19 protein-coding genes are annotated in these 26,568 nt (G+C 59.1%); 12 read left to right on the forward strand and 7 right to left on the reverse strand.

Translation table 11 applies throughout. The features are described 5' to 3' along the window. The first annotated feature begins 161 nt into the window (after positions 1 to 161). Positions 162 to 2,054, forward strand: coding sequence for a penicillin-binding protein 2 (gene mrdA, locus ACQ4OE_RS16885; RefSeq protein WP_430947299.1), 1,893 nt, complete (start codon positions 162 to 164; stop codon positions 2,052 to 2,054). Positions 2,055 to 2,258: 204 nt separating this feature from the next. Here mrdA and ACQ4OE_RS16890 read toward each other — a convergent pair whose 3' ends face one another. Together ACQ4OE_RS16890 and ACQ4OE_RS16895 are read right to left on the reverse strand one after the other, a co-directional pair. Then, positions 2,259 to 2,663 carry a lysozyme inhibitor LprI family protein gene (locus ACQ4OE_RS16890; RefSeq protein WP_430947300.1) on the reverse strand — a complete coding sequence of 135 codons (405 nt, stop codon included), beginning with the start codon at positions 2,661 to 2,663 and terminating at the stop codon, positions 2,259 to 2,261. Between the two features lie 56 nt (positions 2,664 to 2,719). Continuing rightward, positions 2,720 to 3,640, reverse strand: coding sequence for an ADP-ribosylglycohydrolase family protein (locus tag ACQ4OE_RS16895; protein WP_430947301.1), 921 nt, complete (start codon positions 3,638 to 3,640; stop codon positions 2,720 to 2,722). Between the two features lie 186 nt (positions 3,641 to 3,826). On the opposite strand from ACQ4OE_RS16895, the gene ACQ4OE_RS16900 reads away from it, so the two are divergent. Continuing rightward, entirely contained in the window at positions 3,827 to 4,315 is a 489-nt protein-coding gene (locus ACQ4OE_RS16900) for an SRPBCC family protein (RefSeq protein WP_430947302.1), read from the forward strand. A gap of 364 nt (positions 4,316 to 4,679) precedes the next feature. On the opposite strand, the gene acnA is transcribed toward ACQ4OE_RS16900, so the two are convergent. Then, positions 4,680 to 7,421: an aconitate hydratase AcnA gene (gene acnA, locus ACQ4OE_RS16905; protein WP_430947303.1), complete on the reverse strand. Its 2,742-nt coding sequence runs from the start codon at positions 7,419 to 7,421 to the stop codon at positions 4,680 to 4,682. Positions 7,422 to 7,643: 222 nt separating this feature from the next. Here acnA and rlmM point away from each other — a divergent pair, with 222 nt between their 5' ends. Beyond that, on the forward strand, positions 7,644 to 8,717 hold the full coding sequence (gene rlmM / locus ACQ4OE_RS16910; RefSeq protein ID WP_430947304.1) for a 23S rRNA (cytidine(2498)-2'-O)-methyltransferase RlmM: 1,074 nt from the start codon (positions 7,644 to 7,646) through the stop codon (positions 8,715 to 8,717). Between the two features lie 162 nt (positions 8,718 to 8,879). After that, on the forward strand, positions 8,880 to 9,131 hold the full coding sequence (gene tusA / locus ACQ4OE_RS16915) for a sulfurtransferase TusA (protein WP_122595413.1): 252 nt from the start codon (positions 8,880 to 8,882) through the stop codon (positions 9,129 to 9,131). A gap of 136 nt (positions 9,132 to 9,267) precedes the next feature. Here tusA and ACQ4OE_RS16920 read toward each other — a convergent pair whose 3' ends face one another. After that, entirely contained in the window at positions 9,268 to 10,677 is a 1,410-nt protein-coding gene (locus tag ACQ4OE_RS16920; protein ID WP_430947305.1) for an MATE family efflux transporter, read from the reverse strand. Positions 10,678 to 10,837: 160 nt separating this feature from the next. Between ACQ4OE_RS16920 and pdxB the strand changes: the two genes are divergently transcribed. Beyond that, entirely contained in the window at positions 10,838 to 11,980 is a 1,143-nt protein-coding gene (pdxB, locus tag ACQ4OE_RS16925; protein WP_430947306.1) for a 4-phosphoerythronate dehydrogenase PdxB, read from the forward strand. Positions 11,981 to 12,149: 169 nt separating this feature from the next. Here the strand turns inward: pdxB and ACQ4OE_RS16930 are convergent, their stop codons facing one another. Then, positions 12,150 to 12,329: a PA1571 family protein gene (locus ACQ4OE_RS16930; RefSeq protein WP_430947307.1), complete on the reverse strand. Its 180-nt coding sequence runs from the start codon at positions 12,327 to 12,329 to the stop codon at positions 12,150 to 12,152. 258 nt (positions 12,330 to 12,587) lie between these two features. On the opposite strand from ACQ4OE_RS16930, the gene ACQ4OE_RS16935 reads away from it, so the two are divergent. Continuing rightward, complete coding sequence (locus ACQ4OE_RS16935; protein ID WP_430947308.1) at positions 12,588 to 14,369, forward strand: ABC transporter transmembrane domain-containing protein; 1,782 nt, start codon at positions 12,588 to 12,590, stop codon at positions 14,367 to 14,369. Positions 14,370 to 14,451: 82 nt separating this feature from the next. Here the strand turns inward: ACQ4OE_RS16935 and ACQ4OE_RS16940 are convergent, their stop codons facing one another. Continuing rightward, positions 14,452 to 16,380, reverse strand: a complete 1,929-nt coding sequence (locus ACQ4OE_RS16940; protein ID WP_430947309.1) for a transglycosylase SLT domain-containing protein — start codon at positions 16,378 to 16,380, stop codon at positions 14,452 to 14,454. Between the two features lie 214 nt (positions 16,381 to 16,594). On the opposite strand from ACQ4OE_RS16940, the gene ACQ4OE_RS16945 reads away from it, so the two are divergent. Then, the gene (locus ACQ4OE_RS16945) at positions 16,595 to 18,517 is read left to right on the forward strand and encodes an ATP-binding cassette domain-containing protein (RefSeq protein WP_430947310.1); all 1,923 of its coding nucleotides are present in this window, start codon (positions 16,595 to 16,597) and stop codon (positions 18,515 to 18,517) included. A gap of 71 nt (positions 18,518 to 18,588) precedes the next feature. On the opposite strand, the gene ACQ4OE_RS16950 is transcribed toward ACQ4OE_RS16945, so the two are convergent. Beyond that, on the reverse strand, positions 18,589 to 19,026 hold the full coding sequence (locus tag ACQ4OE_RS16950; protein ID WP_093099866.1) for a universal stress protein: 438 nt from the start codon (positions 19,024 to 19,026) through the stop codon (positions 18,589 to 18,591). A 103-nt stretch (positions 19,027 to 19,129) separates the two neighbouring features. On the opposite strand from ACQ4OE_RS16950, the gene ACQ4OE_RS16955 reads away from it, so the two are divergent. The 5 genes from ACQ4OE_RS16955 (at position 19,130) to topA (ending at position 26,529) form a co-directional block, all read left to right on the forward strand. Beyond that, entirely contained in the window at positions 19,130 to 19,567 is a 438-nt protein-coding gene (locus tag ACQ4OE_RS16955) for a hypothetical protein (protein ID WP_430947311.1), read from the forward strand. Positions 19,568 to 20,092: 525 nt separating this feature from the next. After that, positions 20,093 to 22,240 carry a fatty acid oxidation complex subunit alpha FadB gene (fadB, locus tag ACQ4OE_RS16960; RefSeq protein WP_122595420.1) on the forward strand — a complete coding sequence of 716 codons (2,148 nt, stop codon included), beginning with the start codon at positions 20,093 to 20,095 and terminating at the stop codon, positions 22,238 to 22,240. Positions 22,241 to 22,272: 32 nt separating this feature from the next. Next, positions 22,273 to 23,448, forward strand: coding sequence for an acetyl-CoA C-acyltransferase FadA (gene fadA, locus ACQ4OE_RS16965; protein ID WP_007910465.1), 1,176 nt, complete (start codon positions 22,273 to 22,275; stop codon positions 23,446 to 23,448). A gap of 99 nt (positions 23,449 to 23,547) precedes the next feature. Further along, complete coding sequence (locus tag ACQ4OE_RS16970; protein ID WP_042560169.1) at positions 23,548 to 23,784, forward strand: DUF1653 domain-containing protein; 237 nt, start codon at positions 23,548 to 23,550, stop codon at positions 23,782 to 23,784. Between the two features lie 114 nt (positions 23,785 to 23,898). Further along, a complete protein-coding gene (topA, locus tag ACQ4OE_RS16975) occupies positions 23,899 to 26,529 on the forward strand; it encodes a type I DNA topoisomerase (protein ID WP_430947312.1) in 2,631 nt (876 codons plus the stop codon). The last annotated feature ends 39 nt before the right edge of the window (positions 26,530 to 26,568 follow it).

A 26,568-nucleotide genomic window follows, 5' to 3' on the forward strand; every position in this document is an offset into this window, starting at 1 on the left:
TGCACGACAGCGCTGTCCCCAGCCGTCGCAAGAAACGGCCATTGGGGAAAATCGTTCTGAAGTGACCGGGCAGTTTTTGGTATGGTGCAGCTCGTTTTTTTAACGGACTGATGTCATGCCCAAGGATCGGCACTCATTTATGTCAAAGAGTCGCTGTAGAAATGCCTGAACCAATCCCGATCAAGGATCACGAGAAAGAGACGCGCCTGGTCAACAAACGGTTGATCGCCTGCGCGTTGTTCGTCTTCGCCGTCAGCTGCGCGCTGGTCGTACGTCTTTACATCCTGCAGGTGGTGGAATTCGACTACCACTCGACAATCTCTGAAAACAACCGCGTCCACGTCCTGCCGATTCCGCCGACACGCGGATTGATCTACGACCGCAACGGGGTGCTGCTCGCCGATAACCGTCCCAGCTACAACTTGACGATCACCCGCGAACGCGCCAGTGACGTCAATCAGGAGTTGGATGAGGTCGTCAATCTGCTGCACTTGCCCGCCGAAGATCGAACCGTGTTCGACAAGGCGATGAAGCAGTCCCGTCATCCCTTCACGCCAGTGACGTTGTTCTACGAGCTGACTGAAGAGCAGATTGCCGTTTTAGCGGTTAATGAGTTTCGCTTGCCTGGCCTGGATGTCGAACCGCAGTTCGTGCGGCACTATCCGCTCGGCGAGCATTTCGCCCATTCAATCGGTTACGTCGGCCGGATCAACGAAAAAGAATCCAAAACGCTCGACTCTGTGGAATACCGCGGCACTCAATCCACCGGTAAAACCGGCGTCGAGCGTTTCTATGAAGCCCAGCTGCATGGCCACGTCGGTTACGAAGAAGTGGAAACCAACGCCCAGGGTCGTGTCTTGCGAGTGTTGAAGCACACTGACCCGGAGCCGGGCAAAAACATCGTTCTGAGCCTCGATATCAAGTTGCAGGAAGCTGCCGAAGCCGCACTGGGTGATCGCCGAGGTTCAGTGGTTGCACTCGACCCGTCCACCGGCGAAGTGCTGGCCATGGTCAGCAATCCAAGTTTTGACCCGAACCTGTTCGTCACAGGCATCAGCTCCAAGGAATATTCAGCGCTGCGTGACTCCATCGACCGGCCGCTGTTCAACCGTGTGCTGCGCGGGCTCTACGCACCGGGCTCGACGATTAAACCAGAAGTCGCGATTGCCGGCCTCGATGCCGGCGTTGTGACTCCACAGACCCGCGTCTTCGATCCTGGTTACTATCAGCTCCCGGATTTCGATCATAAATACCGCAACTGGAACCACAGCGGCGACGGCTGGGTGGACATGGACGCAGCGATCATGCGTTCCAACGACACCTACTTCTATGATCTGGCGCACAAGCTCGGCATCGATCGCCTGCACGATTACATGGCCATGTTCGGCCTCGGCGAAAAAGTCTCGCTGGACATGTTTGAAGAGTCGCCCGGCCTGATGCCTTCCCAAGCCTGGAAACGCGCCACGCGCCGGCAGGCGTGGTTCCCGGGGGAAACGGTGATCCTCGGCATTGGCCAAGGCTATATGCAGGTCACGCCGCTGCAATTGGCCCAGGCCACCGCACTGATTGCCAACAAAGGCGTGTGGAACCGTCCGCACCTGGCCAAAACCGTTGATGGCATCGCACCTGTCGACGAGCATCCGATGCCGAACATTCTGCTCAAGGATCCACGCGACTGGGAGCAGGTCAACCATGGCATGCAAATGGTGATGCACGATGCGCGAGGCATTGCTCGGGCGGCAGCGGCGGGCGCGCAATATCGGATTGCCGGCAAGAGTGGTACGGCGCAGGTCGTGGCTATCAAGCAGGGCGAACGCTACAACCGCGAGAAAACCCTCGAGCGTCACCGCGACAACGCCTTGTTCGTCGGTTTCGCTCCGGCGGAACATCCGAAGATCGCGATTTCGGTAATGATCGAAAACGGCGAGGCGGGCGGCCGGGTTGCCGGCCCGGTGGTGCGGCAGATCATGGACGCCTGGCTGCTCGATCAAGACGGCCATCTCAAGCCGCAATACGCGGCGCCGACCAAAGCGCCGGGTGATCCGCACGTTTAACCGTCAACGGCTTCCCAGCACAGACTCACGCAAGCTGAGCCTGTGCTGGAATTACCCTGTCTGATTGTTCAGGAGGGCCGGTATCACCTGAAAAGGCTCGAGGACAGGCCGTCTTTTGTGAATGGAGAGGTTGGCAGCGCTGAAGTCACGGTCGCTTGGCAGGTGGCATTCGCGAGCAGCCCCGTTAAAACCGCTGCAAAAAAATCAGGCCCCCGGCACTGGGCAACTCATATCACCTTCCTCACATTTCAAATACTCCTTCAGCGCCTCGACTCGCACCTTGGTCACGCTGGTCATGCAGTTGCTGTAAATCAGCGGATAAACGCTTCCGCCCGCCACCCCGGACGCGGAGAACTTGCACTCGGTATCCCGAAAGCCGACCCACGCACGCTGCGCGCTGACCAACAGCTTCTTGCCGTCAGGGTTGTCCTTCAAACGCTTGGTGATCTGCTGATACACCGTATTCAACTCCTTGTCCGCCGCTTTGAAGTCTTGCCCGGCGCACTGGTTCATCGTCGCCTGATCGCTGGCGTTCGCGCAGTCGACCGCAGCATGGGCGAAGGGGATGAACAGAAAGGGTGTCAGGGCCAGAAGCAGACGTGGGGACATGGGCAAATCTCGCTTAGTGAAGGTAAGTGCCGAGCAGTGTAGCGACTGCGTCGCGCTTATTCAGGTTGGCGCAGTCGAGAGGCGTCGAGCAAGCGGTCGGCGGTCGCAGCAATCTCTTCACTGTCGTGCAGCCTTTCCAGCCAGTGCTCAGGAATACCTCGGACGCCGTAGTAGGCCCCGGCCAATTGGCCCGTGATGGCGGCGGTAGTGTCAGCGTCATCGCCGAGATTGGCGGCCAAGAGGATGGCGGCGGCGAAACTGTCGGTCTGCTGAAAGCACCACAGCGCCGCTTCCAGCGACTGCACGCTGTAACCACTGCCTTTGATGTCCGCCTCGGTCTTGCCGAGGTAATCACCGCGAGCGATGGCTGTAACCTTGGGTTGCGAGAACTTCGCAGAGGACGATTGGCGCAAATCTGCCTTGGTCGCGCCCTCAAGCGCTCTGGCGATCAGCCCGGCGAACAATTGGCAGCACTCGATGGCTTCAGGGGCGGCGTGGGTGGTTCGCGAACTGTCGGCAGCAAAGCTTTGGATCTGCCGAGCGTCTGGAAAATAAAACAGCACGACCGGTGCCAGGCGCATCAGCGATCCATTGCCAGCACTGTACGGATCGGTAGAGCCAGCGAAAGGCTCAGCGGTTTGCTGATACTGCGCCAGCGCCTGACTGACGGTCGTGCCGATATCGAAACACTCACCGGTCGAGCTGAGATAACCCCATTGCCACCAGTTGAGGTAGCGGCCCATCTGATCGGCCGCATTGAAGCCGTTCTTGGTCAGCAGGCTTTCCGCCAGGCACAGTGCCATTGAAGTGTCATCGGTCCATTGCCCGGGCTTGAGGTGGAACGGGCCACCACCGACCATATCGGTCAACGGTTGGAATGATCCACGCGGTTTGAACTCAACCGTAGTGCCGACGGCGTCACCGCACGCCAGACCGAGCAGGGCACCGCGATAACGTTCGGCTAAGGATGGCTGCATGATTCGTCCTTGTTCATTCACATTCGCTGGGAAAGGTAACAGTTTCGCAGTGTGGATCCATCACGGCATCGGCCAGAAAAATGCAGCTTGATGTTTCCTCGCTGATGAATGACTGCACCGCTTTGATACAACTTCACAGTGGACATGTGGTCATACAGGCCTAGTGTTCAGAACAGGAGGTGACGTATGAAACCAGTACCCAATAGTTTCGAACGCAAGATCACGCTCAAGGCGCCGCGTTCTCATGTCTGGCGCGCATTGGTCGATGCCGAGGCGTTTGGCCAGTGGTTTGGTGTGGCGCTGGAAGGCCGGCGTTTTATTGCTGGTGAATGGACGCAGGGGCAGGTCACGTATCCGGGTTTTGAACAGGTTTTGTGGAATGTGTTGGTCGAGCGGGTCGAGCCGCAGCAACTCTTTTCGTTTCGCTGGCATCCGTATGCGGTGAATCCTCAGATCGACTACTCCCAAGAGCCAACCACGCTGGTTAGGTTCGAGTTGCAGGATTATGAAGACGGCACGCTGCTCAAGGTCACCGAATCGGGATTCGCGCACATTCCGGATGTGCGGCAAAAGGAGGCTTACCACATGGACAGCCGTGGCTGGGAAGAGCAGTTGAGTCGCCTGGAACAATTTCTGACCGACAGCGCCAAGGCGCGCGAGGGCGAAGGTGGCTGACACCGTCAAAACCCGGCAAACGCGGGTTTCGCCGCTGAAAGTCGCTTAGATCGCGGCATCCATGCTTGATGCCTGACACGTCTAAGGGTTTTCGGAAGGGTCGCTATGGCGAATGTCTTACACGCATTGGTAGCTTTTACGACTATTGCTGATTGGATCCACTGCGTAATCTACACACATCAACTGAGACACAGGGAGTGTTTCAGGATCATGGATGATCGACCATTTGCAAGGATCGCTGCCGACAGGGAGTCGATAATGGTCTTGGGAAAAACCCGCTTCGGCGGGTTTTTTTTCGCCTGCAGAAAAGCACCGCATTCAAACAAAAACACCGCCGAATGGCGGTGTTTTTGCGTCTGCAGGTTTAGGAGGCAATCAGCTGGCGCAGGACGTAATGCAAAATCCCGCCAGATTTGAAGTACTCCACCTCATTCAAGGTATCAATGCGGCACAACACTTCGATTTTCTCCTGCGTGCCATCCTCACGGGTAATTACCAGCGGCAGGTTCATGCGTGGTTTTAGTTCGACGCCGGTCAGGCCGAGGATCTCGAAGGTTTCCTTGCCGGTCAGGTTGAGGCTCTTGCGATTCTGATCCAGCTTGAACTGCAGCGGCAACACGCCCATGCCGACCAGATTGGAGCGGTGAATGCGCTCGAAGCTTTCCGCGATCACCGCTTTCACGCCGAGTAGATTGGTGCCCTTGGCGGCCCAGTCACGGCTCGAGCCGGTGCCGTATTCCTGCCCTGCAACCACCACCAGCGGAGTGCCCGAGGCCTGATACTTCATGGCCGCATCATAGATCGCCAGTTTCTCGCCGGTCGGAATATAGATCGTGTTGCCACCTTCTTCACCGCCGAGCATTTCGTTGCGGATACGAATGTTGGCGAACGTGCCGCGCATCATCACTTCGTGGTTGCCGCGACGTGAGCCGTAGGAATTGAAGTCCCGCGCCTCGACGCCTTTTTCGCGCAGATAACGGCCAGCCGGACTGTCAGCCTTGATATTGCCGGCGGGGGAGATGTGGTCGGTGGTCACCGAATCGCCGAGCAGGGCCAGCACGCGTGCGCCTTTGACATCTTTGACTTCCGGTAACGGGCCGGAGATATCGTCGAAGAATGGCGGGTGTTGAATGTAGGTCGAATCGTCCTGCCACACATACGTCGCCGCTTGCGGCACTTCGATGGCCTGCCACTGTTCATCACCGGCAAACACTTCGGCGTATTCCTTGTGGAACATGGCCGTGTTGACCTGACTGACCGCGTCAGCGATTTCTTTGCTCGAAGGCCAGATATCGCGCAGATACACCGGATTGCCTTGCTGATCCTCACCCAGCGGTTCGCTGCTGATATCGCAGCGCACGCTGCCGGCCAAGGCATAGGCGACCACCAGTGGTGGCGAGCCCAGCCAGTTGGTTTTTACCAGCGGATGCACGCGACCTTCAAAATTGCGGTTGCCGGACAGCACCGAAGCCACGGTCAGGTCGGCTTTCTGAATGGCTTTCTCGATCGGCTCAGGCAACGGCCCGGAGTTGCCGATGCAGGTGGTGCAGCCATAACCGACCAGGGAAAAACCGAGCTGGTCGAGGTACTGCGTCAGCCCCGCAGCCTTGTAGTAATCGGTGACGACTTTCGAGCCCGGTGCCAGTGAGCTCTTCACCCACGGTTTGCGGGTCAGGCCTTTCTCCACGGCTTTTTTCGCCAGCAGCCCGGCAGCCATCATCACGCTCGGGTTGGAAGTGTTGGTGCAAGAGGTGATCGCGGCGATCACCACCGCACCGTTTTTCAGGCGATAGGTATGTCCTTCGTACTCGTACTCGGTTTCCCCGACCAGATCGGCATTGCCCACCGCCACGCCACCGCCGCCCTCGCTTTCCAGGCGTCCTTCTTCTTTGCTGGTGGGTTTGAATTGCAGGTCGATGAAGTCGCTGAAAGCTTGCGGCACGTTCGGCAGCGAGACGCGATCCTGCGGACGTTTCGGGCCGGCCAGACTCGCTTCGACGCTGCCCATGTCCAGCGCCAGGCTGTCGGTGAACACCGGCTCCTGACCGGGCAGGCGCCACAGGCCCTGAGCCTTGGTGTACGCCTCGACCAGTTTCACCACTTCCGGTGGGCGCCCCGAGAGGCGCAGATAGTCCAGCGTCACGTCGTCAACCGGGAAGAACCCGCATGTCGCGCCATATTCCGGGGCCATGTTGGCGATGGTCGCGCGGTCGGCCAGGGGCAAGTCGGCGAGACCGTCACCGTAGAACTCGACGAATTTGCCGACAACGCCTTTCTTGCGCAGCATCTGCGTGACTGTCAGCACCAGGTCGGTGGCGGTGATGCCTTCCTTGAGTTTGCCGGTCAGTTTGAAGCCGATCACTTCCGGAATCAGCATCGACACCGGTTGCCCGAGCATCGCCGCTTCCGCCTCGATCCCGCCGACGCCCCAGCCGAGCACGCCGAGGCCGTTGATCATGGTGGTGTGGGAGTCGGTGCCGACGAGGGTGTCGGGGAAAGCATAGGTGCGGCCGTCTTCATCTTTGGTCCACACCGTGCGACCGAGGTATTCGAGGTTGACCTGGTGGCAGATCCCGGTGCCGGGCGGCACGACGCTGAAGTTGTCGAAGGCACTTTGGCCCCAGCGCAGGAACGCGTAACGCTCGCCGTTGCGCTGCATTTCGATGTCAACGTTCTGCTCGAACGCGCTGGGCGTGGCGAACTTGTCGACCATCACCGAGTGGTCGATCACCAGATCCACCGGCGACAATGGATTGATTCGTTGCGGGTCGCCGCCGGCCTTGGCCATCGCCGCACGCATGGCAGCGAGGTCGACCACGGCGGGGACGCCGGTAAAGTCCTGCATCAGCACGCGGGCCGGGCGGTATTGGATTTCGCGGTCGGAGCGACGCTCCTTGAGCCACGCGGCAATGGCCTTGAGGTCGGCGCCGGTGACAGTTTTTTCATCTTCCCAGCGCAGCAGGTTTTCCAGCAGGACTTTCAGCGACATTGGCAGCTTGTCGAGATCGCCCAGGCTTTTGGCGGCATGCGGCAAACTGAAATAGTGGTAGGTCTTGTCGTCGATTTGCAGTGTTTTAAGGGTCTTCAGACTATCGAGGGACGGCATTACGATCACTCCTTTGAATCCGCACGGCTACGGATTGAGGGGACGAATAGAGCTTTAAACCTAGCCCTGTTTTAGGTAGCTGGCTAATAACTGGACTCTATGAGCGGAACCAAGGTTCCGACATCGGCTATCATGCGCCGGTTTTCGTGACAGGCTTTGCTGCAACGCAAGGCTTGAGCATCGCGCAGGGGCCGAATCACCGCCCTCTGCCCAGGAGTAAAAATGAACACCCTATTCATGCATTGCCGGCCCGGCTTCGAAGGCGAAGTCTGTTCGGAGATCTCCGACCTCGCTGCCCAGCTCAACGTGGCCGGCTACGCCAAGGCCAAAGCGGCCACCGCGTGCGCCGAGTTTGTCTGCACCGAAGAAGACGGCGCCGAGCGTCTGATGCGCGGCCAGCGGTTTGCCGAATTGATCTTCCCGCGCCAGTGGGCGCGTGGCGTCTTCATCGATCTGCCGGAAAACGATCGCATCAGCGTGATCCTCGCGCACATGGCCGATTTCCCGGTGTGCGGCAGTCTCTGGCTGGAAGTCGTCGATACCAATGACGGCAAAGAACTGTCGAACTTCTGCAAAAAATTCGAAGGCCCGCTGCGCAAGGCCCTGACCGCTGCCGGCAAACTGGTGGAGGACGCCAGCAAGCCGCGCCTGTTACTGACCTTCAAAAGTGGTCGCGAAGTGTTTCTGGGTATGGCCGATGCCGGCAACTCGGCGATGTGGCCGATGGGCATTCCGCGCCTGAAGTTCCCGCGTGAGGCGCCCAGCCGTTCGACGCTGAAGCTGGAAGAGGCGTGGCACCATTTCATCCCGCGTGATCAATGGGAAGATCGCCTGCACAGCGACATGACCGGCGTGGATCTCGGCGCCGCGCCGGGCGGCTGGACCTGGCAACTGGTCAATCGCGGCATGCTGGTGACTGCCATCGACAACGGCCCGATGGCCGAAAGTCTGATGGACACCGGTCTGGTTCAGCATTTGATGGCCGACGGTTTCACCTTCAAGCCCAAGCAACCGGTGGACTGGATGGTCTGCGACATCGTCGAGAAACCGGCGCGCAACGCCGCGATGCTCGAAGAGTGGATCGGCGAGGGTCACTGCCGCGAGGCGGTGGTCAACCTGAAGTTGCCGATGAAACAGCGCTATGCCGAAGTGAAGCGTTTGCTTGAACGCATTGCCGATGGTTTCAAGGCACGCGGGATCAAAGTCGATATCGGCTGCAAGCAGCTGTATCACGACCGCGAGGAAGTGACTTGCCACTTGCGCCGCCACGATACCAAGAAAGCAAAATCCCGCTGACACAACACGTAACCTGTGGGAGCGAGCTTGCTCGCGAAGGCGCCGTATCAGTCACCTCCATGCTGAATGACACACCGCTTTCGCGAGCAAGCTCGCTCCCACAGGGGTTAGACGATTCCCCCGGCAATGCGCGACAATGCCGGCCAGTTTCAGGAGTGAATCATGAGTGAAATGATCGATACCCCGGTCGACGGCACCCTTGACGCCACCGGTCTCAATTGCCCGGAACCCGTGATGATGCTGCATCAGCACATCCGTGACCTGGTGCCCGGCGGCCTGCTCAAGGTGATCGCCACCGATCCGTCGACCAAACGCGACATCCCCAAGTTCTGCGGGTTTCTCGACCACGAACTGGTGGGCCAGCACGAAGAAGCAGGGACTTACCTGTACTGGATACGCAAGAAACACGCCTGATTCCAGTTCAACGCAAAAGGAACTGTGGGAGCGAGCCTGCTCGCGAAAGCGGTGAATCAGTTACAAGAATGTTGACTGACACACCGCATTCGCCAGCAGGCTGGCTCCCACATTTTTTTTGTCCTGTGTAAAACCCTTAACCCGGTGAGCGACTGATCCGAATGCGCTTGCGCGCACTGCGCGTCAAACGAATCGACAGCATCAGCGCCGCACAGCTCAGACCGACGATCAAGCCCTGCCACAAACCGCTCGGGCCGCGCGGCTCGCCGAGCCAATCGGTCAGGCCGAGGGCATAACCCACCGGCAAACCAATGCCCCAATAGGCGAACAGCGTCAGGATCATCGTCACGCGCGTGTCCTGATAACCACGCAACGCGCCGGCAGCCGTCACCTGGATCGCATCGGAAAACTGAAACAGCGCCGAATACACAATCAGCATCGCTGCAATGTGAATCACCGTCGGATCAGCGGTGTAGATCGACGCAATCGGTTCACGCAGCAGTAACATCATGCTCGCCGACAGGCAGGCGTACGCCAGCGCAGTGCCCATGCCGACGCCAGCGGCAAAACGCGCCTCGCGCGGTTCTTCGCGACCCAATGCCTGACCGACACGCACGGTGACGGCCATGCCCAGCGAGTAGGGAATCATGAACACCAGCGAGCTGACGTTCAGCGCGATCTGGTGCCCGGCGACCACGGTGGCGCCGAGGCTGCCGATCAGCAGCGCGATCACCGCGAAGATGCTCGACTCGGCAAACACGGCGATGCCGATTGGCAGACCGATCGACAGCAGACGCTTGATCACTGCCCATTGCGGCCAGTCGAAGCGGCTGAAAATTTCGCTGGAACGATAGGCAGGCGCCCAGCGCTCATAACCGGCCAGACCCAGCGCCATCACCCACATCACGATCGCCGTGGCCCAGCCGCAGCCGACGCCGCCCATCGCCGGCACACCGAAATGGCCATAGATGAAGACGTAGTTCAGGGGGATGTTCAGCGCCAGACCGCACAGGCCCAGGACCATGGCCGGGCGGGTGCGACCGATGCCGTCACTGGTGCAGCGCAGCACGTGATAGAACGCCACCGCCGGCAGACCGCTGGCGATGCCGTGCAGGTATTGCATGCACGGGCCGATCAGTTCCGGATCGACCTTCATCAGGTGCAGCACCGGTTCGGCGGCGACCAGCATCGCGGTGGCAATCAAACCGACCACCAGCGCCAGCCACAACGCCTGCCGCACCAGCGGGCCGATCTCGCTGTGCGTGCCAGCGCCGAAACGCTGGGCGACTTTCGGCGTCGTGGCCAGCAAGGTGCCAGTCATCAAAAGAAACACCGGCACCCAGATCGAGTTGCCCAGTGCCACGGCCGCCAGATCTTTCGGCCCGACGCGACCGGCCATGACCGCATCGACGAAGCCCATGGCAGTGGTCGCCAGCTGCGCGATGATGATCGGCAACGCCAGGGCGAGCAGGTTCTTGAACTCGAGGCGAATCCGCGCGGGGCGGGTCAGAGAGATGGCGACAGGTTGATCAGTTACGGAATTCACAGGCGAAGCGTCCAAAAGGTGTTGATGCGCAAGGCGCCGCATTCTACGCCGCTGACGCCTTGGTCAGGAAAAATCCTCTGTTGTGGATTTGTAAGTGCAAAGCCTGCTGGCTCGGCGACCGATCTGCACCTAAACTGCCGATCCGCCCAAGGAGCCCGCCATGCTGATTGTTGCCGACGAAAATATCCCTCTGCTCGATGCTTTTTTTGCCGGTTTCGGCGAGATTCGCCGCGTCCCGGGCCGCTCGATTGACCGTGCCACGGTCGAACAGGCCGATGTCTTGCTGGTGCGTTCGGTGACCAACGTCAATCGCGCGCTGCTCGAGGGCAGCAAAGTGCGGTTTGTCGGCACCTGCACCATCGGCACCGATCATCTGGACCTCGATTACTTCAACGAGGCTGGCATTACCTGGTCGAGCGCACCGGGTTGCAATGCGCGTGGCGTGGTCGATTACGTGCTGGGCAGCTTGATGACGCTGGCGGAAATCGAAGGCGTTGATCTGACTCAGCGGACTTACGGCGTTGTCGGTGCCGGGGAGGTGGGCGGTCGTCTGATCAAGGTTCTGAAAGGTTTGGGCTGGAACGTAAAAGTCTGCGACCCTCCCCGTCAGGCTGCCGAGGGCGGCGATTACGTCAGCCTTGAGCAGATCATCGAGCAGTGCGATGTGATCAGCCTGCACACGCCGCTGACCCGCAGCGGCGCCGGCGCGACCTGGCATCTGTTCGACCGGCAACGTTTGCAACAGCTCAAACCTGGCGCCTGGCTGATCAACGCGGCTCGCGGTCCCGTGGTGGATAACCTCGCCCTGCGCGAAGTGTTGCTGGAGCGTGAAGACCTGCAAGCCGTGCTGGATGTCTGGGAGGCGGAACCCGAAGTCGATGTCGCGCTGGCAGAACTCTGCGTGTTGGCAACGCCGCACATTGCCGGTTACAGCCTCGATGGCAAACAACGCGGCACCGCGCAGATTTATCAGGCGTACTGCGAGTTTATCGGCGAACCCGCGAGCATCCAGCTCAGTGAGTTACTACCGGCGCCGTGGTTGTCGGAAGTTTCCCTGCACGCCGACAGCGATCCTGCCTGGGCGCTGGCGATGTTGTGCCGTGGTGTGTACGACCCGCGCCGCGATGATGCGGATTTCCGCCGTAGCCTTGTAGGCAATGTCGGCGAGCAACGGGCGGCGTTCGATGTGTTGCGCAAGCAGTATCCGGTGCGGCGTGAGATTGAAGGGCTGAAGGTGCGGATTGAAGGGGAGTCATCGGCGTTGGCGAAGATTGTGGCGGCGCTGGGGGCTGTGGCCGTCTAGAGACCGAGGTGGCTCATTCGCGAGCACGCTCGCTCCCACATGAATCGCCTATCCACTGAAGATCGATTGTGGGAGCGAGCCTGCTCGCGAAGGCTGCGCCTCTGATATCAGTCTTGCAGACAGAAAAAACCCGGCCAAAAAGGGCCGGGTCAGGAAGACGGTGGCTATATCACTCTTGTTCGGCAGGCTTGACCAATCGCTTCTCCAGTTCGCGGCAAGCGTCTTGGATCATTTCTTCAGTGATCGGTACTTCGCGGCCTTGCTCATCGATAATCGAGCAACCCAGAGACTGGTCTGGCTGCGTGCGGATCACTTCAATCTTGTCATCGCTGCTGTGTTGCAAGGACATGGCCTGTCTCCTCATCAGGTTGTGCGCCTAGGGTAAAACCGCCACGTGACCAGGCTGTGACAACTCCCTGCGGTCTCTCGGCGGCGGCATCTCCACTCAAACAGAAATGACCGCTCGTCTCAACCGGGACTTTAGACCAATAGTTTCTAGCCTCTAGTCGCCACGGGCATATTTAACCTGACTCATTGTGATTTACAGAGTTCCACCCCATCTGAGTGTGTAGGCTGGCCCTATCCATCAGCACAGATGTGAACCCGAATGATCTCGATGCTTTCCTCCCGGCACCGGCGCGCCTTGCGCCTGACCAGTCATTTTCTTGTCCCGTATCGCCTGCAGGCCTTTGGCGCGCTGCTGGCGCTGATCGTCACCGCCGGCATCACCCTGTCGATGGGGCAGGGCATCAAACTGTTGGTTGATCAGGGTTTCATGACCCAATCGGCGCATTTGCTCAACCAGTCCATCGGGCTGTTCATGCTGCTGGTGGTCGGCCTGGCGATCGGCACCTTTGCGCGGTTTTATCTGGTGTCGTGGATTGGCGAACGCGTCGTCGCCGATATCCGTCGACAGGTTTTCAATCATCTGGTGTACCTGCATCCGGGGTTTTACGAGGACAACCGCAGCTCGGAAATCCAGTCACGTCTGACCGCCGACACCACGCTGCTGCAATCGGTGATCGGCTCGTCACTGTCGCTGTTTTTACGCAATCTGTTGATGGTGATCGGCGGCATCGTTTTGCTGTTCATTACCAATCCCAAGCTGACCAGCATCGTGGTGATCGCGTTGCCGCTGGTGATCTCGCCGATCCTGATTTTCGGACGGCGCGTGCGCAATCTGTCGCGTCAGAGCCAGGATCGCATTGCCGATATTGGTAGCTACGTCTCGGAAACCCTCGGCCAGATCAAAACCGTGCAGGCTTACAACCACCAGGTGCAGGACGAGCAGCGTTTTGCCTCGACTGTCGAACAGGCATTCGAGACGGCGCGCAAACGGATTTTCCAGCGCGCGTGGCTGATCACGTTGGTCATCGTGCTGGTGCTCGGCGCGGTGGCGGTGATGTTGTGGGTTGGCGGCATGGACGTGATTGCCGGGCGGATCTCTGCCGGTGAACTGGCAGCGTTCGTCTTCTACAGCCTTATTGTCGGTAGCGCTTTCGGCACGTTGAGTGAAGTGATCGGCGAGCTGCAGCGCGCTGCCGGTGCCGCCGAGCGCATTGCCGAATTGCTGCGCTCGGAAAATATCATCCAGCCCCCAAGCAGCGGATTAGTGACGTTGCCTGCACGTGTGAAGGGCGAGCTGGAATTGCAGGACGTGCGTTTTTCCTACCCTTCGCGTCCGGAAAGCTACGCTGTCGACGGCTTGAATCTGACGGTCAGGGCCGGCGAAACCCTCGCACTGGTCGGGCCGTCGGGTGCCGGCAAGTCCACGGTGTACGACTTGCTCCTGCGCTTCTACGATCCGCGCGAGGGCCGGATTCTGCTGGATGGAGTGCCGCTGACGAGCCTCGATCCGCTCGATCTGCGCCGCTGTTTTGCCTTGGTCTCGCAAACGCCGGCGCTATTTTTCGGCAGCGTCGAGGAGAACATTCGCTACGGGTGCCCGACCGCTACGCTGGAGCAGGTCAAGGAAGCGGCCAGAATTGCCCACGCCCATGACTTCATCGAGCAAATGCCAGACGGTTACCAAACCCATCTGGGTGACGGCGGCCTCGGCCTTTCTGGCGGCCAGCGCCAACGTCTGGCGATTGCCCGGGCCTTGCTGGTTGATGCGCCGATCCTGCTGCTCGATGAGGCCACGAGTGCCCTCGATGCGCAGAGCGAGCACCTGATTCAGGAAGCGTTGCCGAGTCTGATGCAGAACCGCACCACGTTGGTGATCGCCCATCGACTGGCCACGGTGAAAAACGCCGACCGGATTGCGGTGATGGATCAGGGCAAACTTGTGGCCATTGGTACTCACCAGGAATTGATTGCCAGCAATCCGCTGTATGCACGGTTGGCGGCGTTGCAGTTCAGTGATGGTCAGTCTGCAACAACCGACTAAGTAACCGACCTGGTAGTGCAGCAAAAAAAATGCCCGTATCTCACGACACGGGCATTTTCATTATCCAGCATTCACCGCAGGATCACTGATCGTCGAAATACCGCTCATGCCAATCCACCAGCGGCTGCGGCGAATTGAGCTTCTGGCCGTAGATCACCGAGTACGACAGCACGTTTTGCACGTACTGGCGGGTTTCGTCGAACGGGATGCTTTCCACCCAGACGTCGAAACTCAGGTGGTCGGCGCCACGCAGCCACTGACGCACGCGACCGGGGCCGGCATTGTAGGCGGCGGAGGCGAGGACGCGGTTGCCGTTGAACTGGCTGTGCACCTGACTCAGGTAAGCGGCGCCGAGCTGGATGTTCTTGTCCGGGTCGAGTACTTGCTGCGGCGAGGCCAGCGGAATGCTGAACTTGCGTGCGGTCTCCTTGGCGGTGGCGGGCATCAGCTGCATCAGGCCGCTGGCGCCGACGCCGGAGCGAGCGTCGTCCATGAACGCGCTTTCCTGACGAGTGATGGCGAACACCCAGCTCGAATGCAGGCCGCGAACCTTGGCCTCACGCACGAGGGTGTCGCGGTGGGCCATCGGGAAGCGGATGTCCAGATCGTCCCAGTATTGCGCCTGACTGATGGTGCGGATGGCCGGGAAGTACCATTTCAGGTCATAAGCCAGTTTTGCCTGCGCGACCATTTCGTCACGATTGAAATGACGGCTGACGTGGTACCACTCGCGGCGACCGTCGACGATCTGCCCACGCGCATGGAATTCCAGCGCGCGTCGTACGCCCGGCGTGTTGCGCACCTTGTTGATCAGGGCCTGGCTGAGCACCAGAGGCTTGTTGTTGAGCGAATACGGCGATTGCGAACGGTCGGCGGCGAGGAACCCGTAGAAGTCGCGCTCGCGGGCGAGGTTTTTGTACAAGGTCTGCGCTTGCGGGTTCTGTGGTTGCGCCAGTTCCAGACTGCGCGCCTGCCAGTAGCGCCAGCGGTTGGTAGTCGCCAGATCCTGTGGCAGACGCTTGGTCAGTTCGTAGGCGTCATCCCAGCGAGCCAAGCGCAGGAGCAGACGCAAGCGCCATTCGGAAACGGTGTTGTCGCGCAGTTCCGGGTCGTACTTGGTCATCACGTCCAGCGCACGGCTGTCGAAGCGGCGGGCGAGGGTCAGGCCGATTTCCCGGGCGATCGCGACTTTCTCATCGCGAGAAAAATGCATGCTGCTAGCGTAACCGTCGAGCAAGGCCATGGCCTTGTCCGGATCCTGACGGGCGAGACGGCGCAGGCCGAGGCTGACCACGTCGGACATCGGTTCATCCGCTGGGGTGAAGCGCGACGGCTGGTTGAGCAGCTCTGGTTTTTGCGCCACATCCACCAGCAAACGGCCGCGTGGGGCGAGGGTGGTCAGGCCGTTGACTAGGCTGTTGGCCAGCGGATAGTTGCGCGCCTGAGCGGCGAGTTTGGTGCGCTCCCAGCGTTTCTGTTCAGTCAGCTGGCCATCAGCGGCCCAGATGCCGAACAGCGCGTCACACGCGGCGGGCTGCGATTTACCGGTCAGCCAGAGCTTGTCGGCGTTGGCATAACCTTCGGATTTTTTGTCATGGGTGATCTGGTACTGCGCGTTGAGGCAGTCCAGTTCGGTGAAATTGAGTTTCGGGTCGTAATACTTGACGAAGGTCGCCCAGTCGCCACGGTCGGCGAGCCAGCGCAACCAGCGCAGTTTCATCCAGTTGGCCTGGGGCAGGTCACCGTGTTCGGCAAGGAATTTCTCGATTTCCGCGTTGCTCGCGGACTTCAGGCGCGCCGTCAGTTCGTCGTAGGCCAGATACGGCTCCAGCGGATAATCGGCCAGCGCCTGGCTGTAGCGGAAATACGGGCCGGTATCGCCTTTGGCCAAGGCTCGCTTGGCTTCATCGTAATACTGGCGCTGGGTGGACAGGTCCACCGCCTGGACGGATTGAACGGCAGCGGCGGAAAATAGCAAACAGGACAAAACACTGAAAAGGCGACTGCGCATGAGACATCCGGGCAGAGAAATCATGACAAGTGCCGACATCGATCAGCACTGAATTGTCTGTAGCTTAGCCTTTTGCCAGCAAGCGGCGAAAGCTTTGCGGGCCTCTCAGCACAAGTTCGCAACAATTGTTGTGCAGAGTGCTTCGACAGACAAATTGCCGGCCTGTTGAAGCCCTAAGTCAGGTAGAATGCGCGCCCGGTTTTTGGAGAAGCTCATGACCCTGCTCAAATTCAGCGATGTGTCCCTTGCGTTCGGCGCTATGCCGTTGTTGGACAAGGTGTCCTGGCAGATCGCCCGTGGTGAGCGGGTGTGCATCATCGGTCGCAACGGCACTGGCAAGTCCAGCATGATGAAACTGGTCAAGGGCGACCAGAAGCCCGATGACGGCTCGGTGTGGCGTGCCCCCGGTCTGAAAATCGGCGAATTGCCGCAAGAATTGCCAGTGGCCGACGATCGGACTGTGTTCGACGTGGTTGCCGAAGGCCTTGACGGCGTGGGCGCGTTGCTCGCCGAGTACCACCACCTCGCGCAGAACTGCGTCACTGAAGAAGACCTGAACAAGCTGATGCACGTTCAGCAAGACCTCGAAGCCCGCGATGGCTGGCGTTTGCAGACGCTGGTCGAAAGCACCTTGAGCCGTCTGCAACTGCCGGCCGACAAGACCCTCGCCCAGTTGTCCGGCGGCTGGCGTCGTCGCGTGCTGCTGGCACAGGCGCTGGTGTCCGAGCCGGATCTGCTGCTGCTCGACGAACCGACCAACCACCTGGACATCGGTGCGATTGCCTGGCTCGAAGAAGCACTGAAAGATTTCCAGGGCGCCGTCCTGTTCATCACGCACGACCGTTCCTTCCTGCAAAACCTTGCCACGCGCATTCTTGAACTGGATCGCGGCGGCCTGATCGACTGGAACGGCGACTACGCCAGTTTCCTCGTGCACAAAGAAGCCGCGCTGGCTGCTGAAGAAACCGCCAACGCGCTGTTCGACAAGAAACTGGCCCAGGAAGAAGTCTGGATCCGCCAAGGCATCAAGGCGCGCCGCACCCGTAACGAAGGCCGCGTCCGCGCCCTGAAAGCGTTGCGCGTCGAGCGTAGCGAGCGTCGTGAGCGCACTGGCAAAGCCAACATCCAGTTGGACACCGCCGATAAGTCCGGCAAGCAGGTGATGGTCCTCGAGAACGTGAGTTTCGCTCACCCGGGTGGCCCGTTCCTGATCAAGGATTTCTCGATGGTGCTGACGCGCGGCGACCGTATCGGTCTGCTCGGCGCCAACGGTACTGGCAAAACCACGTTGCTGAAACTAATGCTCAGTGGTCTGCAACCGACCTCTGGCAAAGTGGAAGAGGGTACGCGGATCGACGTGGCCTACTTCGACCAGTTGCGTCATCAACTGGATCTGGAAAAGACCGTGATCGACAACGTCGCCGAAGGTCGCGACTTCATCGATATCGATGGTCAGAGCCGTCACGTGCTGAGCTACCTCGGCGACTTCCTGTTCAGCCCGCAGCGTGCCCGCACGCCGGTCAAGGCGCTGTCGGGTGGTGAACGTGCGCGTCTGTTGCTGGCCAAGCTGTTCAGCAAACCAGCCAACCTGCTGGTGCTCGACGAACCGACCAACGACCTCGACGTCGAAACGCTGGAGCTGCTTGAAGAAGTCCTGCTGACCTTCAACGGCACCGTGCTGATGGTCAGCCACGACCGGGCATTCCTCGACAACGTGGTCACCAGCACACTGGTCTTCGAAGGTGAAGGCAAGGTGCGTGAATACGTCGGCGGCTATCAGGACTGGATCCGTCAGGGCGGTTCGCCGCGTCTGCTGGGCGTGACCGAGAGCAAGTCGGGCAAGGCTGACTTGAATTCCGCCGTGGTCACCGCTGAGCCTGCGGTAGTCGCCGCGCCGGCCGCTGCTGCTCCGGCGGCCAAGAAGAAGTTGAGCTACAAGCTGCAGCGCGAGCTGGAAGCGCTGCCGGGCGATATCGACGCCAAGGAACAGCAGATCGCTGCGGTCGAGGCTGAAATGGCTGAGGCTGGTTTCTATCAGCGTCCTGCGGCTGAGACGGCCAGGGTGATTGCATCCCTTGAGCAGTTACAGGCTGAGCTGGATGCGTTGATGGAGCGTTGGGCCGAGCTGGATGCCTGATTGATCCGGCAATAAAAAAGCCCGGCCTCATTTGCGTGAGGCCGGGCTTTTTGCAGGAGCTGTCGCAGAGTTTAGCGTTTGACCAGGTGCACGGCGAGGACGTCGCAAGGCGCGCCGTGCAGCACGTCATTCGCGGTGGAACCGAGCAACAGCGCCAGACCATGACGACCATGACTGCCGACCACGATCAGATCACACGTCTGTTCCTTGGCGAAGTGGTGAATTTCCTGACGTGGCTGGCCATAGGTCAGGTGGCAGTTGGCGCCTTCGAGTTCGGTGTATTTGAGCTTGAGACGTTCGAGGCGCTCTTTGGCCTGATCGAACTGCTGTTGTTGCAGTTGTGACAGATCCATCGGCACGTCGCCGCCAAACGCCATGGCCATTGGCTCGACGATATGCACCAGTGACAGCTTGGCGCCATTGCTCACCGACAGCTCTCTGGCGCGGTGAATCACAGGGTCGCACTCTTCAGTCAAATCTACAGCGACCAGGATGTGGTGGTAGGGCATGAGGTGCTCCTCGTGACGGTTCAATATTGTTAAGTATGGCTGGTTTCAAGCGCATTGGTTCCAAAGTGACACAATGCGCTCACCAAGAATTGGGAGTAGAGATATGACGGTCTGGTTGGTGGTGTCAATCCTGTTAGTGGTTTTAAGTCCGCTGGCGTGGTTGCGTCCATCGCGCGCGCAAAGCGGCCGAATTGCCCTGCGCATGGAGGCGCGGCGTATTGGCCTGGCCATGCAGCTGGCGCCTCAGGAGTGGCCGCATTGGCTGGCGCAAGAGCCGCCGAATCCGTGTGCGCAGTACCATCGACCGCGCCGCAGCAGTAAACCGCTGTGCTGGACCTACTGGCAAAAATCGCCGGGTGTGTGGGTCAATCAGTGGCAGGAAATCTGTGAGGATCGGGCGCTGCTCAATCATTTCGAAAAGTTGCCGGGTAACGTTTTCAAGGTCGAGGCGGACAAACAGATGATCGCCCTGTATTGGGGTGAGAAGGGCGAAGCCTCGGTTTTGCTGGATATCGACGCCACGCTGAAAGCGCTGGCATGACGCGCGGATTTTTCCCACTGCAACGGTGGGGAACGTCCGGCAGACGCGCAATAAAAAGCCCGACATGATTCATCGGGCGGGGTTGGCCAGGCAGGCCGGTAAACTTTTTGACGGGTCTGGCTTCGAACGCTCAGTGCATTTCCCCGTCGTCCAGCCAGCGTAGCCTGTTAAACAAGGCGTGCGGCGAATTAGGGCGAATTTTCTAACTATTGATTCTATGAATGGCTTCACATGCAGACGCGTGTTGCTGGTCTTCGTGGTACGGAAATGACCGCAAAGTCGCATTTCAACCCGTATTTTGGGCGATTGACAATTGTCGGAAATTCCGTGAAGGTGACGTACCCAAATCAAACGGGCGTATGAATTGAGCGTTTGTCTTACAGACTGCTCCTACAGAATCCCGACTATCGCGTTGGCGGGTGTGCCGGGTGGATTGGCGTCAGCATCGACGAAAAAGCGTCCTGCCGAGCCATTCGCCTGCGTCCGACGTGTACTGTTCAGCTTCCATATCGTGGAGATCAGTTGATGATTTACGAAGGTAAAGCCATCACGGTTAAAGCTCTTGAAAGTGGCATCGTCGAATTGAAATTCGACCTCAAGGGTGAGTCCGTCAACAAGTTCAACCGTCTAACCCTGAACGAACTGCGTCAGGCCGTAGACGCCATCAAGGCAGATGCTTCGATCAAGGGCGTGATCGTCAGCAGTGGCAAGGACGTGTTCATCGTCGGCGCCGACATCACCGAATTTGTCGACAACTTCAAGCTGCCGGATGCCGAGCTGGTTGCTGGCAATCTCGAAGCCAACAAGATCTTCAGCGATTTCGAAGACCTCAACGTTCCGACCGTAGCGGCCATCAATGGCATCGCCCTGGGCGGCGGTCTGGAAATGTGCCTGGCAGCTGACTATCGCGTCATGTCCACCAAGGCCAAGATCGGCTTGCCGGAAGTCAAACTGGGCATCTACCCAGGCTTCGGCGGTACCGTGCGTCTGCCGCGCCTGATCGGTGTCGACAACGCCATCGAGTGGATTGCCGCTGGCAAGGAAAACCGTCCGGAAGATGCGCTGAAAGTCAGCGCCGTCGACGCCGTGGTTGCTCCAGAGAAGCTGCAGGAAGCTGCCCTTGAACTGATCAAACGCGCCATCTCCGGCGAGTTCGACTACAAGGCCAAGCGTCAGCCGAAACTTGAAAAACTCAAGTTGAACGCCATTGAACAAATGATGGCTTTCGAAACCGCCAAAGGTTTCGTCGCCGGTCAAGCTGGCCCGAACTACCCGGCGCCGGTTGAAGCGATCAAGACCATCCAGAAAGCCGCGAACTTCGGTCGTGACAAGGCGCTGGAAGTCGAAGCCGCCGGTTTCGTCAAGCTGGCCAAGACCTCTGCTGCGCAGAGCTTGATCGGTCTGTTCCTGAACGATCAGGAACTGAAGAAAAAGGCCAAGGCCTACGACGAAATCGCCAAAGACGTGAAGCAGGCTGCCGTACTCGGCGCCGGCATCATGGGCGGCGGTATCGCCTATCAGTCGGCCTCCAAAGGCACGCCGATCCTGATGAAGGACATCAACGAGCACGGTATCGAGCAGGGTCTGGCCGAAGCCGCCAAACTGCTGGTTGGCCGCGTTGATAAAGGTCGCATGACCGCTGCAAAAATGGCTGAAGTACTCAACGCCATTCGTCCGACCCTGTCCTACGGCGACTTCGGTCACGTCGATCTGGTTGTCGAAGCGGTCGTCGAAAACCCGAAGGTCAAGCAAGCCGTACTGGCTGAAGTCGAAGGTCAGGTTAAAGAGGACACCATCCTCGCGTCCAACACCTCGACCATTTCCATCAGCTTGCTGGCCAAGGCTCTCAAGCGTCCGGAAAACTTCGTCGGCATGCACTTCTTCAACCCGGTGCACATGATGCCGCTGGTGGAAGTGATCCGTGGCGAGAAGTCGAGTGAGCTGGCTGTTGCCACCACCGTCGCTTACGCCAAGAAAATGGGCAAGAACCCGATCGTCGTCAACGACTGCCCGGGCTTCCTGGTCAACCGCGTACTGTTCCCGTACTTCGGCGGTTTCGCCAAGCTGGTCAGCGCCGGTGTGGACTTCGTCCGTATCGACAAGGTCATGGAGAAATTCGGCTGGCCAATGGGCCCGGCGTACCTGATGGACGTGGTCGGCATCGACACCGGTCACCACGGTCGTGACGTGATGGCTGAAGGCTTCCCGGATCGCATGAAGGATGACCGTCGCTCCGCCATCGACGTGCTGTACGAAGCCAAGCGCCTGGGCCAGAAGAATGGCAAGGGTTTCTACGCTTACGAGGCCGACAAGAAAGGCAAGCAGAAGAAGGTCGCCGATCCGTCGGTGCTGGAAGTGCTCAAGCCGATCGTTTACGAGCAGCGCGAAGTCACTGACGAAGACATCATCAACTGGATGATGATCCCGCTGTGCCTGGAAACCGTGCGTTGCCTGGAAGACGGCATCGTTGAAACTGCCGCCGAAGCCGACATGGGTCTGGTCTACGGTATCGGTTTCCCTCCATTCCGTGGCGGTGCACTGCGCTACATCGATTCGATCGGTGTTGCCGAGTTCGTTGCCCTGGCTGACCAGTACGCTGATTTGGGCGCGCTGTACCACCCGACCGCGAAACTGCGTGAAATGGCCAAAACCGGCCAACGGTTCTTCGGTTAAGCGTCCCAACTTTTGAGCGAGAGTGAAATTTTATGAGCTTGAATCCAAGAGACGTCGTGATTGTCGACTTCGGTCGTACTCCGATGGGCCGCTCCAAGGGCGGCATGCACCGCAACACCCGTGCCGAAGACATGTCGGCGCATCTGATCAGCAAATTGCTGGAACGCAACGCGAAGGTCGATCCTGCTGAAGTCGAGGACGTGATCTGGGGCTGCGTCAACCAGACCCTGGAGCAGGGCTGGAACATCGCGCGCATGGCGTCGCTGATGACCCAGATCCCGCACACTTCGGCAGGCCAGACCGTCAGCCGTCTGTGCGGCTCGTCGATGAGCGCGCTGCACACTGCTGCGCAAGCGATCATGACCGGCAACGGTGACGTGTTCGTAGTGGGCGGCGTCGAGCATATGGGCCACGTGAGCATGATGCACGGTGTCGATCCGAACCCGCACATGTCGCTGTACGCGGCGAAAGCCTCGGGCATGATGGGTCTGACCGCTGAAATGCTGGGCAAAATGCACGGCATTACTCGCGAACAGCAAGATGCTTTCGGTGTGCGTTCCCACCAGTTGGCCCATAAGGCCACCGTGGAAGGCAAGTTCAAAGACGAAATCATCCCGATGCAAGGCTATGACGAGAACGGTTTCCTGAAACTGTTCGACTACGACGAAACCATTCGTCCGGAAACCACCCTGGAAAGTCTGGCGGCCCTCAAGCCTGCCTTCAATCCAAAGGGCGGCACCGTGACTGCCGGTACTTCGTCGCAGATCACTGATGGTGCCTCGTGCATGATCGTGATGTCGGCACAGCGTGCACAAGACCTGGGCATTCAGCCAATGGCGGTTATCCGTTCGATGGCAGTGGCAGGTGTGGATCCGGCAATCATGGGCTATGGTCCAGTTCCGGCGACACAGAAAGCCTTGAAGCGTGCGGGCCTCGGCATCAACGATATCGACTTCTTCGAGCTCAACGAAGCTTTCGCTGCACAGGCTCTGCCAGTGCTGAAAGATCTGAAAGTACTCGACAAGATGAACGAGAAGGTTAACCTGCACGGCGGCGCGATCGCCCTGGGTCACCCGTTCGGTTGCTCCGGTGCCCGTATTTCCGGCACCTTGCTGAACGTGATGAAGCAGAATAGCGGCACCTTCGGGGTGGCCACTATGTGCATTGGTCTCGGCCAAGGCATCTCCACCGTCTTCGAACGCGTTTAAGCGTCTCGTCGATGGAAGCCGGGGCCAAGTGCCCCGGTTTTTGTTTTTGTGGATTTATTTTTGTTTTTATTTTGAAAAAATTTGAGTGAGGGCCAAAACATGCCGATACAACCTGGGCTCTACCAACATTACAAAGGTCCGCAGTACCGTGTATTCAATGTTGCACGGCATTCCGAGACCGAAGAAGAAGTAGTGTTTTACCAAGCCCTGTATGGCGATTACGGCTTTTGGGTGCGTCCTCTGAGCATGTTTCTTGAGTCGGTCGAGGTTGACGGCGAGCAAGTGCCACGCTTTGCTTTGGTGCAAGCTGAACCGAGCCTTTTTTCCAAGGCATAAGGGGAGTGCGCACAGAACCCTGTGCTTGACCTCACCTTGTATCAACTATATATAGCGGTGCCGCGTCAGGCGCCAACCGCCTTTCACTTCTAGAATTCAGGAATTTTCTGATCCATGGGCAAATCGCTGGTCATTGTGGAATCCCCGGCTAAGGCCAAGACCATCAACAAGTATCTGGGTAACCAATACGTGGTGAAGTCGAGTATCGGCCATATCCGAGACCTGCCCACCAGCGGTTCGGCTAGCGCCAGCAAAGAGCCAGCCGCCAAGCGCGGCAAGGCTGCTGCGGGCGAAGGTCCGGTGCTCTCGCCGAAAGAGAAAGCGCGCAAGCAGCTGGTCTCGCGTATGGGTGTCGATCCCGATCATGGCTGGAAAGCCAAGTACGAGATCCTCCCGGGCAAAGAGAAGGTCATCGAAGAGCTGCGCCGGCTCGCCAAAGATGCTGACACCATCTATCTCGCAACCGACTTGGATCGCGAGGGGGAAGCCATTGCCTGGCACCTGCGCGAAGCCATCGGTGGTGACGACAGCCGCTACAAGCGTGTGGTGTTCAACGAAATCACCAAGAAGGCGATTCAGGAAGCGTTCTCCCAGCCGGGCGAGCTGGACATCGATCGTGTCAATGCACAGCAGGCGCGTCGTTTTCTCGACCGCGTTGTGGGTTACATGGTCTCGCCGTTGTTGTGGGCGAAGATCGCTCGCGGTCTGTCCGCCGGTCGCGTGCAATCGGTTGCCGTGAAGCTGGTGGTCGAGCGTGAACGCGAAATTCGTGCGTTCAACCCGGAAGAGTACTGGGAAGTGCATGCCGATCTCGGCACCACCAAAGGCTCGACCGTACGTTTCGAAGTCGCTCGCGAGAAAGGCGAAGCCTTCAAGCCGCTCAACGAAGCTCAGGCCATGGCCGCGCTGGAGAAGCTCAAGTCTTCCAGCTACAGCATCGTCAAGCGCGAAGACAAACCGACCAGTAGCAAGCCGTCGGCGCCGTTCATCACGTCCACCCTGCAGCAGGCCGCGAGCAACCGCTTGGGCTTCGGCGTGAAGAAAACCATGATGATGGCCCAGCGTCTGTACGAAGCCGGTTACATCACTTATATGCGTACCGACTCGACCAACCTTTCGGCTGACGCCGTGACGATGGCGCGTGCTTATATTGAAGACGAGTTCGGCAAGAAGTACCTGCCGGAAACGCCGAACGTCTACAGCAGCAAGGAAGGCGCACAGGAGGCTCACGAAGCGATCCGTCCTTCTGACGCCAACACCATCCCGAGCAAGCTGGCGGGCATGGAGCGCGATGCTGAGCGTCTGTACGAGCTGATCTGGCGCCAGTTCCTCGCTTGCCAGATGCTGCCGGCGCAATACCTGTCGACCACTGTCAGCGTCGGCGCTGGCGATTTCGAGCTGCGCGCCAAGGGCCGTATCCTCAAATTCGACGGTTACACCCGCGTCATGCCACAAATTGCTAAGCCTGGCGACGACGACGTCCTGCCTGATATGGCGCAGGGCGACGTGATGAAGCTGATCAAGCTTGATCCGTCCCAGCACTTCACCAAGCCGCCGGCGCGTTATTCGGAAGCGAGCCTGGTTAAAGAAATGGAAAAACGTGGCATCGGTCGTCCTTCGACTTACGCTGCAATCATTTCGACCATTCAGGATCGCGGTTACGTGACCCTGCACAACCGTCGTTTCTACTCGGAAAAGATGGGCGATATCGTTACCGAGCGTCTGTCGGAGAGCTTCTCGAATCTCATGGACTACGGCTTCACCGCCGGCATGGAAGAGAACCTCGATGACGTGGCGCAAGGCGAGCGCGACTGGAAAAACGTGCTGGACGAGTTCTACGGCGACTTCAAAAAGAAACTCGAAGTGGCCGAAAACCCGGACAGCGGCATGCGTGCCAACCAGCCGGTAATGACCGACATTCCGTGCACCACGTGCGGCCGTCCGATGCAGATTCGTACTGCCTCGACCGGCGTCTTCCTCGGTTGCTCGGGTTATAGCCTGCCGCCGAAAGAACGCTGCAAGGCGACCGTCAATCTGGTGCCGGGCGATGAAATCGCTGCGGACGACGAAGGCGAGTCGGAGTCGTTGGTACTGCGTGGCAAGCATCGCTGCCCGATCTGCAGTACGGCGATGGACGCTTACCTGCTCGACGAGAAGCGCAAGTTGCACATCTGCGGTAACAACCCGGATTGCGCCGGCTACGAAATCGAAGAGGGCAGTTACCGCATCAAGGGCTATGAGGGTCCGAGCCTGGAATGCGACAAGTGCGGCAGCGAGATGCAGCTCAAGACCGGTCGTTTCGGCAAGTTCTTCGGTTGCACCAACCCTGAGTGCAAGAACACCCGTAAGCTGCTGAAAAGCGGTGACGCGGCGCCGCCGAAGATGGATCCGGTGAAGATGCCTGAGCTGAAATGCGAAAAGGTCAACGACACCTACATCCTGCGCGACGGTGCCTCTGGTCTGTTCCTGGCGGCGAGTCAGTTCCCGAAAAACCGCGAGACCCGTGCTCCGCTGGTGATCGAGATCCTGCCGCACAAGGACGAGATTGATCCGAAGTATCACTTCCTGTGTGATGCACCGCAGAAGGATCCTGATGGTCTGCCGGCGGTCATCCGCTACAGCCGCAAGACCAAGGAACAATACGTGCAGACCGAAGTGGACGGCAAGCCTACCGGTTGGAAGGCTTACTTCGACGGCGGTAAATGGACGGTGGAAGACAATCGTACGAAGGCCAAAGCTGAGTAAGCATTAGCCTGATACAAAAGGCCGCATGAGCACCCTAGG

The sequence above is a fragment of the Pseudomonas sp. WC2 genome (genome assembly GCF_050586545.1).
GTDB lineage: Bacteria > Pseudomonadota > Gammaproteobacteria > Pseudomonadales > Pseudomonadaceae > Aquipseudomonas.

Coding starts and splice junctions, on each gene's coding strand:
- mrdA (WP_430947299.1), top strand. CDS start 162: ATGCCTGAACCAATCCCGATCAAGGATCACGAGAAAGAGACGCGCCTG.
- ACQ4OE_RS16890 (WP_430947300.1), bottom strand. CDS start 2,663: ATGTCCCCACGTCTGCTTCTGGCCCTGACACCCTTTCTGTTCATCCCC.
- ACQ4OE_RS16895 (WP_430947301.1), bottom strand. CDS start 3,640: ATGCAGCCATCCTTAGCCGAACGTTATCGCGGTGCCCTGCTCGGTCTG.
- ACQ4OE_RS16900 (WP_430947302.1), top strand. CDS start 3,827: ATGAAACCAGTACCCAATAGTTTCGAACGCAAGATCACGCTCAAGGCG.
- acnA (WP_430947303.1), bottom strand. CDS start 7,421: ATGCCGTCCCTCGATAGTCTGAAGACCCTTAAAACACTGCAAATCGAC.
- rlmM (WP_430947304.1), top strand. CDS start 7,644: ATGAACACCCTATTCATGCATTGCCGGCCCGGCTTCGAAGGCGAAGTC.
- tusA (WP_122595413.1), top strand. CDS start 8,880: ATGAGTGAAATGATCGATACCCCGGTCGACGGCACCCTTGACGCCACC.
- pdxB (WP_430947306.1), top strand. CDS start 10,838: ATGCTGATTGTTGCCGACGAAAATATCCCTCTGCTCGATGCTTTTTTT.
- ACQ4OE_RS16930 (WP_430947307.1), bottom strand. CDS start 12,329: ATGTCCTTGCAACACAGCAGCGATGACAAGATTGAAGTGATCCGCACG.
- ACQ4OE_RS16935 (WP_430947308.1), top strand. CDS start 12,588: ATGATCTCGATGCTTTCCTCCCGGCACCGGCGCGCCTTGCGCCTGACC.
- ACQ4OE_RS16940 (WP_430947309.1), bottom strand. CDS start 16,380: ATGCGCAGTCGCCTTTTCAGTGTTTTGTCCTGTTTGCTATTTTCCGCC.
- ACQ4OE_RS16945 (WP_430947310.1), top strand. CDS start 16,595: ATGACCCTGCTCAAATTCAGCGATGTGTCCCTTGCGTTCGGCGCTATG.
- ACQ4OE_RS16950 (WP_093099866.1), bottom strand. CDS start 19,026: ATGCCCTACCACCACATCCTGGTCGCTGTAGATTTGACTGAAGAGTGC.
- ACQ4OE_RS16955 (WP_430947311.1), top strand. CDS start 19,130: ATGACGGTCTGGTTGGTGGTGTCAATCCTGTTAGTGGTTTTAAGTCCG.
- fadB (WP_122595420.1), top strand. CDS start 20,093: ATGATTTACGAAGGTAAAGCCATCACGGTTAAAGCTCTTGAAAGTGGC.
- fadA (WP_007910465.1), top strand. CDS start 22,273: ATGAGCTTGAATCCAAGAGACGTCGTGATTGTCGACTTCGGTCGTACT.
- ACQ4OE_RS16970 (WP_042560169.1), top strand. CDS start 23,548: ATGCCGATACAACCTGGGCTCTACCAACATTACAAAGGTCCGCAGTAC.
- topA (WP_430947312.1), top strand. CDS start 23,899: ATGGGCAAATCGCTGGTCATTGTGGAATCCCCGGCTAAGGCCAAGACC.